Source organism: Laceyella putida, from assembly GCF_042665195.1.
GTDB classification, from domain to species: domain Bacteria; phylum Bacillota; class Bacilli; order Thermoactinomycetales; family Thermoactinomycetaceae; genus Laceyella; species Laceyella putida.
The window spans coordinates 1-10,390 of sequence record NZ_JBHTBW010000041.1; the positions used below are offsets into that span (position 1 = coordinate 1).

The following is a 10,390-nucleotide window of genomic DNA, read 5'->3' on the forward strand; positions in this document are numbered from 1 at the left end:
ATAGGTACGCCGCCCATATGGGTACATGCAACGATGTTGTAGAACTGTATGGGATGGGCTGATGAAACAGCCCTGAACTTGGAAGTTGTCCAAAGCAGAAATGGATTGAGGACATTCACTATCCAAGAATCCCACGGCTTCAGCCGTGTGGAGTCTCAAAATTGCATGTTCTTGCTGTTTATTAATTATTTCCTTTTATTTCTTGATTTTTGCTAAGAGGAGCCAAAAGCTGTCCAATGGCATATCCTAATCTAATCATTGGGATTATTGAAAACCTAATGTTCGATGAAAGAAGAAGCTTTTCCTTTATGAAGCCTTCCGATATCAACTATCGAAGGCTTCTTTAAATCCATCAGCCATACCTGCTAGTGCGATCTTCATCTTCTATTCGGCGATCCAGTCATTTTATTTCGGCGTTGGCATGAAAAAAAGGCAGACGGCTTGGTCCGTCTACCTTTTTTGATGTGATGAGAGGCTTGACGGCGGGGTCGCTTAAGCGTTTTGCCTCTGAACATACATCAAGGCCAGGGCTCCGAGCAAAATGGCGCCTTTAACGATATCTTGTGCGTAATAAGGCACATTCAGCATGGTCAGCCCATTGAGCAGGACGCCGATCAACACGGCGCCGATAAAAGTGCCGATGACATTCGGCTTGCCGGCTCCAAGCACGGAAAACCCGATAAATGCCGCGGATACCCCATCCATCAAGAGCGGAGCGCCGGCGGAGACCTGGCCAGTGCCGATGCGGGCAGCCAGTACGATTCCGGCGAGCGTGGCAAACAGCGCGCTTAACACATAGGCATAGGTTCGATAACGGTTGACGGGTACGCCCGACAGACGGGCCGCTTCCCGGTTTCCTCCCGTCATGTACAGCAGTCTGCCAAAACGCGTGTGGTTGAGGATGACATGGACGAGAGCGACAAGGATGAGAATGAAGATCACCGGAAAAGGGACATTCCCCAGTTCTCCCTGGCCGATGAATAAAAACGAGGGCAAAAATTGACCCGGTGCGGTGGTTCCGTCGCCCAACGGCATATTGTTGTAAATGGAATAACCTTTGGTCCAGGTCAAATGCAACCCATTGATGATATACATCACGGCCAACGTGGCCAGCATATCGGGGATTTTGATTTTGACCACCAATAGAGCATTGAGTAAACCGATAATGATCCCAATGCAGAGAGGGACAAGGATGGCCGCCCATGTTTCCTGCCGGTACCAGACCAGCACGATCGCACTGGTGACGGTGGCGAGGCTGGCAGTTGAGCCGACGGACAGGTCAAACCCACCCACAATCAGGGAGAGGGTGATTCCGATGGAGAGCAAAGTGATGATGGAGATCGACCGCAAGATATCGGTGAAATTTTGATAAGTTAAAAACTTCTCGTTCGTTAAGCTGAAGACCAGGATTGTCAATAAGATCACCAGCAGCGTTCCATATCGGTGCAAAAAAGAGGCCGCCAGTCCGGTGGTTTGTTTTCCGTTTTTGAGTGTTTTCCGTTTATTGAGCGCTTGTTCCATAATAACCTCCTGTCGCTGCATGCATCAATTTTTCCATCGTCGCCTCTTCGTTTTTCCATTCGGAAACGAACTGCCCATGGTCCATGACGAGTATGCGGTCCGCGATGGTCAACAACTCGGAAAATTCACTGGTGAAGTAAATAATTCCCTTCCCTTGGCGGGCCAGTTCGCGGATCAGTTGAAAGACGTCTTCCTTGGCCCCGATATCGATGCCTTTGGTGGGTTCATCAAAAATAACCAAGTGGCTGTGGGTGTCCAGCCATTTGCCAATGGATACTTTCTGTTGATTTCCTCCGCTTAGCCGCCGCACCGAATGGAAGGGGGAGGGGGTTTTTATGCCCAAGCGCTCAATCAACCCTTCAGCGAACAAGATTTCTTTCCGCCGGTTAATCCAACCCTTGGGAGAAAGTTTTCGGATGCTGGGAAGTGTCAAATTTTGTACGACGGGGAAATCAACCAAAACGCCTTCTTTTCTCCGTTCTTCGGGAATCAAACAGATGCCCGCCCGAATCGCTTGTTGCGGATTTTGAATCGGGTGGGAGGTTCCCTTGATCGTCCACGTCCCGTCATGGGGGTCCGCCCCAAACAAAGCGCGGGCCGTTTCTGTTTTGCCTGCTCCAACCAGTCCCGCAATGCCCACGATTTCCCCTTCATAGACAGTGAGAGAGAGCGTTTGGCCGGTTGAGTGAACATGAAATTGGTTGATTTCCGCTAAGGGTTTGCCCAACTTTTTGTGTGGCGTGGCGGAGGAAGGAGAGAACGTTTTGCCGAGCATTGCGCGAATCATCTCTTCGTGTTCCATTTCGCTCGTGTTTTGGGTCGTGATGACCTTGCCGTCGCGCAGGATGGTCAACCGATCGGAAATGGTTTTGATTTCGTTTAAGCGGTGGGAAATGTAGACGATGCCGACACCGCGGTCCGTCAGTCGGCGGATGACTTGAAAGAGTGTGGCTGTTTCCACTTCACTCAAAGGCGCCGTCGGTTCGTCCAATATCAGGAACTTGACCTGACCGGCAATCGCCCGGGCGATCAGAATCATCTGCTTTTCGGCCAAGGTGCAGGATGAGACTAATTTGTCCACAGCCAAATGGATGCCCACTTCCGAAAGGAGTGTTCGGGCCGTTTGTTTTCTCTTTTTCCAAGAAAAGAAGGAAGGGCCGTGCAGGCATTCGTCGATCGTTACATTTTCGGCCACGGAAAGGGTGGGGATGAGAGCGGTGTCCACCTCCTGCACCACGATGCTGATCCCTTCCCGCTTGGCGTCCATGGGTGAGCGGATGTCCAGGTCACGCTCACCCAATCGAATCGATCCGTGATCTTTTTGAATGTCGCCTGACAGGATCTTCACCAACGTGCTTTTCCCGGCCCCGTTAACCCCGATGAGGGCGTGGACTTCCCCGGGTTGAACCGAGAAGTCCACTTGGTGCAAGACGGGATGGTTATGAAATGATTTGGAGATTTGCTTTAATGTTAATGCCGTCATTTTTTATTCGCCTCTGTCAATTTTTTCATCCATGGGGAAGTTCCGGCATCGGATTGCCCCCATCCGTTTATCACCTTGCCAATATCCTTCATGGAAACTTTCCGATCGGTGGGCAACCATCTTTTTTCCACCAAATGGGGTTGGATGCTGTACACTTGCGGTGTCGATTCACCGGCGATTTTTTGGTAAAGGAATCGAACCTGAAGCCGACCCACTTCTGCTGGGTCCGTCGCGGCGGTGGCCACCCAAGGGCTGTTGAGACTTTGCATGAATTGCAAATCTTCGTCGCTGAGATCAATGCCGTATACCTTGATTTCCGTTCGCCCCGCTTGTTGAATGGCGCGGGTCGCCCCTTTGGCAAACTCGTCCCAAGGCGCAAACACCGCGTCAATATCCCCTTTGTTGGGGTATTTTTTTAAAATTGCCTCCATTTGAGATTGCGTGTCCAGGGCCGTGTTGGAACTGGCGTTTCCGAAACGGGCCACTTCCTTGATATGGGGATACCGTTTTTGAAAAGCTTCATAGATCACATTGCGGCGTTCCATCGGTGCAAAACCCCCCACCCAGATATACACGATCTCTCCTTTTCCGTTTAAATCTTGGGTCATGGTGCGCAGGGAGTTCCAAGCTAGGCTGTAATCATCTTGGTCGATCACGGTGACGCCCGGAATGTCCAGATCACTGTCAAAGGAAACAACCGGAATTCCGGCGGCCACCGCTTTTTTTACACTGGGCGCCAACGCGTCTGCTCGGCCATGGTCCAAGAGGATGCCATCCACTTTCTGGTTTACGGCGGTGTCAACATATGAGGCCATTTTCGACAGGTCATTGTCGGCGTTATATACTTGTACTTCTCCGCCGAACGCCTTGACTTGTTCGGTGACACCCGCTATATATTGCGAAGAAAACGTGCCGATGGATAATTGAGTGATGGCCGCGATCTTTAACGGCTTGTTAACCTTGTTAGGAATCTCGCCAGAGGCGGCCGCAGGGGATGTCGACTTTATCTGTCCCGCAGGATGGTTGTTTTTTTGCCGGGCGACGCGATCTTGCTCATTGGCGCAGCCGGCCACCAGGAGCGCAGCCGTCATCAGAATGATCAAAAATGACTTGAAACTATTCATGAAAAATCCTCCTCCTTTTTTTCCCATTTACTGAATGATGGGAAAATGAATGATGTTCTTTTTATTGCGCATGAGGGGGAGGTTGGCATAAAAAAGAGCCCCTTCAATCAGAGGCTCGGAACACGATTTCCTTGCCTCTTATCTCGCAAAACAAACGTTTTTGCAGGATTTAGCACCGTGCCTTGCGCGGCTGTTCACCGCGGCCCCTTACGGAGTGCCCCATTTCACAATGGTATTACAGTCGGTTGCTGGGCTTCATCGGGCCATTCCCTCCACCTTCTCGCAATAAGAGACTTCAACGTATGCAATTGTTTAAATCAATTAATCCGATAAATAATAACGGATATTATTTATTAGTGAAATGATAATGCCTGCAAATTAAAATGTCAATGACCTTTGCCTGTTCCCGTGACAAGGAAAAGGTTCCTGTTCGTCCAACCATCACTTCACTGGTTGCCGACTTGGCGCGGCGGCCCCCGTCTTTACCCAACGCGGAGACTTTCCCTATGGCCTGCTCCGAGGGGAGGGAGAAAATGAAAAAAGCCTATATTCTTATAACGTGATCGTTATGAAGATAGGCTGTTTGTTTTTGGGGACCGCTTGATTATGGGCAGGTCCCCGTTTGTCAGGAATGATCTTACTTGATTTGTTAATATTATTTTCATTTTATTAATAAATACTTAATTATCCATGTTTTTATCATAAATTGGTATAACAAAATTACTTTACTTTATTGTGTTGAATGAATAAAATCAAATATATTCATTTATCGGTATAATTATTCACTTTGTTTCGAAGGAGGAAATCATGCGGATAAAGGGCTTTTTAACCATCTTTGTTGTCATGTTGGCCATGTCTTTATTAACTTCCTGTAGCATTCCGTGGATCGATTCCCAAGAGGGCCCTTCCGAAAACAAAATATTGCGCATTACTGAAAGCAATCAGATTTCCAGCTTGGACAGCGCCAAGTATGTGGATATCGTTTCTTGGAACGTCTTGTACAACGTGAATGAAGGATTGATGCGACTGGGACCGAACAATCGCCTCGTCAACGGAATGGCCGAAGAGGTGAAGATCAGCCCGGACAAAAAAACGTACACGTTCAAATTGCGTGATGACGCTGAATGGAGTGACGAAGAGCCGGTGACGGCGCATGATTTTGAATACGCCTGGAAGCGGGCGTTAGACCCGAAAACCAAATCGGAGTACGCCTATATTCTTTATCCCATCGCCGGTGCGGAGGAATACAACAAAGGCACCGGATCGGCAAGTCAAGTGAAAGTGAAGGCGCTTGATGAAAAAACGCTGGAGGTGCGGTTGAAACAACCGGAACACCACTTTTTGAGCTTGACCACGCAATCCACCTATTTTCCGCTACGAAAAGACATTGTGGAAAAGTATAAGGATGAGTACACAAAAACCCCGGACAAAATGGTTTATAACGGTCCGTTCATCATCCAATCCATCACGCCGACACAAGTGACTTTGGTCAAAAATGAAACCTATTGGGACCGGGATACCGTTCAGCTTCAACAGGTTGACGTGGTCGTCCAGGCGGAAACGTCCAAAAGGATCAATCTGTACAATGCCGGAGAGGCTGACACGACCAAAATCGATTCCGAGTTTGTTTACGCCTATAAGCAAACCAAGGATTATACTAACCTGGAATTGGCTTCTTCCCAATATTTGCTGATGAACGAAACCAAATCATTTTTCAAGAATGCGAATATCCGGCGCGCGATCAGCTTGGCGGTCGACCGCAACGAAATCGTGGAAACCGTATTGAAAGATGGATCCAAACCGGCAGGGGCGTTGATTCCGCCCGCCATGACAGAAGGGGCCCAATCTTTCCGCAAGCTTGCCGGCGGGGAGATTGTCAAGCACGATACGGCCTTGGCCCAGGCGTATTTCAATAAAGGCTTGAAGGAATTGGGCTTGTCCCGCCCGCCGGATTCCATTGTCATGCTTTGTTTTAACGATCAGCGGAGCAATGTGGCCATTTCCATCAAAGAGCAATTGAAAGAAAAGTTGGGGTTGGAGATCAAGTTGAATGCCCTTCCCCGGAAAAACAAAGTGGCTTATGAACTGAAAGGCGAGTTTGACATGACCATGTCCAGCTGGTTCGCCGATTACAGCGATCCGATTGGCTTCTTGGAAATATGGACAGCCAACTCCAAGCTGAACTATATGAAATTTAAAAACCCGACTTTTGACCAACTGATCAAAAAGGCCAAATCAACCACGTCGCAAAAAGAGAAGACAGACACGATGATTCAAGCGGAAAAACTTCTTGTCGGCACGGGTTCGGGCCAACAGGCGGCGATTGTTCCCCTGTACTATGAAGTGAACTCCTTTTTGCAAAAACCGTATGTGAAGAATCTGCATCGCCATCCGTATGGGGCGGAATATGACCTCAAATGGGCATCCATCGGCGACAAAGCAGAAAGCCAATAGCGACATGATGGGCAAGCCAGTTTCTCAGTTTGACTTGAGAGACTGGCTTTATATATGGTCGCCGCTTAACGGGTTTATGATTTCTGCATCATCTTTTCTTGCGATGTGTTCATCCTTTCAGCCGGGTTGACCAAGCGGGCGTTCCCCATAAAAACACTTGCGACCAGAGCGATACAGATAAAGATCACCCCGACTGAGAACACATGGTTTAAGGCATGGCTAAATACGTTTTGAAGCCCGAGTAGCACTTCAGGAGGCAGGGAAGCGCGTGCACTGGAATCCAGAAGCACCTGCGGATCGGTGAAATGCTGCAGCCGGTCCGCAGGATAGGACTAATGCGTCAAGGCAGGCAAACTCTCTTGCGCTTTTCGGTACGGCTGTTGATCCGCATAACCCTTCGGACTTGAAACATCATCACCTCCCGGGTTTCCGTGTTTGCAGGCTGTTGGAAGCGACATTAAAAATATAAGGGAGATCGCAAAAAAAGAATAGACTTTTTCTTTCCTTTGAGTTATTCTGATGATAAAGTCTGCCCCCGAAGCCTGTGTGCTTCGTTTTTTCATTTTCACGTAAAAAAGCCGGAAAATCCTGTCACAGGATCAACGGCTTTTTTTGATAAACGAATGTATTTGTTATCCTTGGTCTGATGGAGATGATCGATATGGGCGAAGGACGTCGGAACCAACCATCATCCTATTTTTATAGCAGGGGTCTTTTATGTTCATCGCGCCTGTTTTGTCCGAATTTTCGGTGATCAATCGCCGCCTTGCCGCTTCTGCAAAACGGCCGCAATCATCTCTTTCGCGCGGTCTGGGAATGGAGAACGATCTGATCAAGAGGAGGAAGCAAATGAACCAACGAATTCGTGAAGATATTTTTCAACGGGTGGAAGAACTTTTTGCCAAAGAGATCGCTGATTTTGAAACAGTCCATCGGGGTCTTCTCAATCTCAAATGGATTGTCACTTTTGATGATCGCACAACCGTGTTTGTCAAACAGTACCATCCGGCGCGCTACAGCGGCAAACTGTCGTTTGTCAAAACTGCGCTCTCCATTCAGGAAGCCGTTCAAAAACAAGGTATTCGATGTCCGAAGATTCACTCGTTTGATGGAGGGTATTTAATGACATCCAGTCAAGGCGAAGTCTTTACCGTCTTGGAGACCATGAGCGGAAGCAACGTGCCGCCGGGTCAGGCGGGCCATGGGCAAATGTTTTCACTGGGCCGAGAGTTGGGGAAATTGCATCAGGCGTTAAGCGCCATTCCACCCACTCCCCTTTATTGGACGCCCGATAAGGCGCGCATCCGGAAAAAATGGGAAAACCAAATGTCCCTTGCCTTGAAACAGCATCCATCGGCCCGTGTCATCTGTATGCTTCATAAGCAGAAAGAGATATTGGACACGCTCGATTTCTCACTGTTTGAGGAATGCCGGAAGGGCTGGGCCCATTGGGACATGCATATGGACAATGTTCTGTTTGAAGGGGGGCATGTTTCGGCCATCCTTGACTTCGATCGCATGCGATATGTGTATCCCGATCTGGATGTTGCACGGGCGGTGTTGTCAGGTTGTTTCAGCGCAGCAGATGGGATGAATGGAGAGACGGTCACCGCTTTTCTTAACGGGTATCGCGAGATGGTCTTAGATTATGGTGTCAAGGATTTTGTGCGCGCATTGCGTCTCCTGTGGACGAAAGAATCCGGTTGGTGGATCACGGCGGATATTGAGGGGAGAAGCGCAAATCCCCAGCGGTTCTTTGAAGAAATCGCATGGTTGCAAGAGAACTGGAATCAGTTGGATGATATGTTGCGCTAAGGGGCAAGCAATGCACGAATCTGTTTCCCCTTTGGATAAAAAAATGGGAAGATGGTGCATACTGATTTCGGGCAAACCTTCCGTTTGGCATTTTGATGAAAGGGGTATTAAGATGCGTCATGATCGTGATGATGGAGAGAAAGCAAAAATAGAACAGTCCGCTTTGGATTTGGTGGATGAATCGCGAACCACCTATGTTCCAAACCCAAACACTTTCGCTTCATTTACGGGAATGGATGAGGCGATCCAAGAACTTGTTCGCATGTTGGAGACAGTGAAGAAGGAAAAGAAGTTCACTGGCATGATCCTTTATGGAACGAGCCGGGATAAAGTGGCATTGGCAGAAGCCGTGGCTTCGTATTTGGGATGCGCCTACTATGATTTGGTCACGGATGACTCGGCAGAAAACGATGATCTGGACAAAACGACTTCGCAAGAGTTCAGCCGGAAATTTGTGCAGTTCCTGGCGGCGGATATCAAGAGGCGTGAGCGGGCCGTTGTTTGCTGGGTGGATCAAGCCGATGATTTTTATAAGGAGATGGATGATTGGGAAAAAGAGCTGGAAGACCTGTTCGCAACCACCATCCTGACGATGGAGAATGTGATTGCGGTCAATGTGATTGATGCGCCGGAGTTGATCACAACGGACTGTTATCAGCCCGCAAATTACGATTTTAAATTGAGAGTGGATGAACGTTAGTGGCATGCCTTCATTTAAGATAAACATGATTTCCCCGAAATTTTAGAGATTAACCGCCTCCGATTTATTTACTTAAGCTTAGTCGGTATGATATAATCAAATACAAGTAAACCTATATGATTTGTCAACCGGATAACCGGAGACACAACAAGCGCAATTGTTGTGTCTTTTTCATTTTTGGTATGCCGATCAGTTAACTGAAGGTACCTTTACAGCGGGTTGAACCGCGATAAAGGTACCTTTTGTTATTTATCGCTTATCTATTACAAAAAGGAGCGCATGATTATGGCCAACATCTTGATCATCTCTGGAAGTCCTTCGAAAACTTCGAGACTAACCGGTATCGTTCATTATGTAAGGAAAGTGCTGCAGGATAAGGATTTGCAAATCGAATGGATTAATGTATCTGATCTACCGGCGGAGATCTGATCTCAGCCAAGTTTGATAGTCCCGCCATTCAGAAGGCGAATGGGCTGGTGGAGAATGCGGATGCAATCATTATTGCTAGCCCAGTCTACAAGGCTTCTTATACAGGGGTTCTTAAAACCTACCTTGATCTGCTGCCACAAAAAGGATTATCCGAAAAAATCATTCTTCCCCTTTTTATTGGAGGCAGCATCGCTCACTTGTTATCCATCGAATATGCCTTAAAACCTGTGCTGTCGGTGCTGGGGGCCCGAAACATTTTGGCTGGTGTTTACGTCGTTGACTCACAGGTGAAACGGAACGAACAAGGTCAAGTGGAACTTGAAGAGGAGGTGAAACAACGGTTGGACGATTCGCTTCAGGAGTTCTTCGAGGAGATCTTATGGCATTCGAGTAAAAGAAAAGTTCCATTGGTTCCAGGTGAAGCATGAAGCGGTGCAGCGACTAGGGCGTGTCTGGTGAATGATTAATTGAGCCACATGATCAAGGAAATCAAGGTAATGGCAGCACAAAAATAAACCGCCCGTTTTTCATAACGAGTGGCGAAGCCACGCCATTGCTTCAGGCGGTTAATACAGCGTTCAATCACGTTTCGGCGTGAATATTGTTCTTTGTTGAAGGTCAGAGGACGCCCCGGCTTTTTGGCCCGACGCTCCGCCTGATCTCTGCGTTCGGGGATGGTATGGGAAATCCCACGTTTTTGAAGAAATCGACGACAAGACGGATAACTGTAGCCGCGATCGGCAATCAGATGATCCGGCCTCTTGCGAGGCCTTCCTTTTCCCAAACAGGGAACGGAAACGGAATCGAGTAATGCTTGTAATTGGGTACAGTCATGCTGTTGACCGGGAGTGATTGTAAAAGCAA

Annotated in this window: 7 protein-coding genes, 1 pseudogene and 1 riboswitch; of the genes and pseudogenes, 4 read left to right on the forward strand and 4 right to left on the reverse strand. The window is 48.2% G+C overall.

The genetic code is table 11. From position 1 onward, the window contains the following. Positions 1-492 precede the first annotated feature (492 nt). The 3 genes from ACFQNG_RS12730 to ACFQNG_RS12740 are packed head-to-tail and all read right to left on the reverse strand — an operon-like array spanning position 493 to position 4,128. Positions 493-1,521 carry an ABC transporter permease gene (locus ACFQNG_RS12730; RefSeq protein WP_379865521.1) on the reverse strand — a complete coding sequence of 343 codons (1,029 nt, stop codon included), beginning with the start codon at positions 1,519-1,521 and terminating at the stop codon, positions 493-495. Beyond that, positions 1,502-3,004, reverse strand: coding sequence for a sugar ABC transporter ATP-binding protein (locus tag ACFQNG_RS12735; protein ID WP_379865523.1), 1,503 nt, complete (start codon positions 3,002-3,004; stop codon positions 1,502-1,504). Before ACFQNG_RS12735 ends, ACFQNG_RS12730 begins: the two co-directional genes overlap by 20 nt. Further along, positions 3,001-4,128, reverse strand: coding sequence for a sugar ABC transporter substrate-binding protein (locus ACFQNG_RS12740; protein WP_379865525.1), 1,128 nt, complete (start codon positions 4,126-4,128; stop codon positions 3,001-3,003). The genes ACFQNG_RS12735 and ACFQNG_RS12740 overlap by 4 nt, the downstream gene beginning before the upstream one ends. Positions 4,129-4,263: 135 nt before the next feature. Beyond that, a riboswitch (SAM riboswitch) is annotated at positions 4,264-4,420 on the reverse strand. Positions 4,421-4,935: 515 nt separating this feature from the next. Here ACFQNG_RS12740 and ACFQNG_RS12745 point away from each other — a divergent pair. The 4 genes and pseudogenes from ACFQNG_RS12745 (at position 4,936) to ssuE (ending at position 9,954) form a co-directional block, all read left to right on the forward strand. Further along, positions 4,936-6,582 carry a peptide ABC transporter substrate-binding protein gene (locus ACFQNG_RS12745; RefSeq protein WP_379865527.1) on the forward strand — a complete coding sequence of 549 codons (1,647 nt, stop codon included), beginning with the start codon at positions 4,936-4,938 and terminating at the stop codon, positions 6,580-6,582. Positions 6,583-7,431: 849 nt separating this feature from the next. Then, positions 7,432-8,397 carry a phosphotransferase gene (locus tag ACFQNG_RS12750; RefSeq protein ID WP_379865529.1) on the forward strand — a complete coding sequence of 322 codons (966 nt, stop codon included), beginning with the start codon at positions 7,432-7,434 and terminating at the stop codon, positions 8,395-8,397. A 112-nt stretch (positions 8,398-8,509) separates the two neighbouring features. Further along, on the forward strand, positions 8,510-9,097 hold the full coding sequence (locus ACFQNG_RS12755; RefSeq protein WP_379865531.1) for a P-loop NTPase family protein: 588 nt from the start codon (positions 8,510-8,512) through the stop codon (positions 9,095-9,097). Between the two features lie 285 nt (positions 9,098-9,382). Beyond that, positions 9,383-9,954: pseudogene (gene ssuE / locus ACFQNG_RS12760) on the forward strand (NADPH-dependent FMN reductase). A 35-nt stretch (positions 9,955-9,989) separates the two neighbouring features. Here ssuE and ACFQNG_RS12765 read toward each other — a convergent pair. Further along, a partial coding sequence (locus ACFQNG_RS12765; protein WP_379865532.1) for an IS5 family transposase occupies positions 9,990-10,390 on the reverse strand: 401 nt, incomplete at its 5' end.

What these genes read in the sequence shown, in the direction of transcription:
- ACFQNG_RS12730 (WP_379865521.1), bottom strand. Translation starts at nt 1,521, where the DNA reads ATGGAACAAGCGCTCAATAAACGGAAAACACTCAAAAACGGAAAACAA.
- ACFQNG_RS12735 (WP_379865523.1), bottom strand. Translation starts at nt 3,004, where the DNA reads ATGACGGCATTAACATTAAAGCAAATCTCCAAATCATTTCATAACCAT.
- ACFQNG_RS12740 (WP_379865525.1), bottom strand. Translation starts at nt 4,128, where the DNA reads ATGAATAGTTTCAAGTCATTTTTGATCATTCTGATGACGGCTGCGCTC.
- ACFQNG_RS12745 (WP_379865527.1), top strand. Translation starts at nt 4,936, where the DNA reads ATGCGGATAAAGGGCTTTTTAACCATCTTTGTTGTCATGTTGGCCATG.
- ACFQNG_RS12750 (WP_379865529.1), top strand. Translation starts at nt 7,432, where the DNA reads ATGAACCAACGAATTCGTGAAGATATTTTTCAACGGGTGGAAGAACTT.
- ACFQNG_RS12755 (WP_379865531.1), top strand. Translation starts at nt 8,510, where the DNA reads ATGCGTCATGATCGTGATGATGGAGAGAAAGCAAAAATAGAACAGTCC.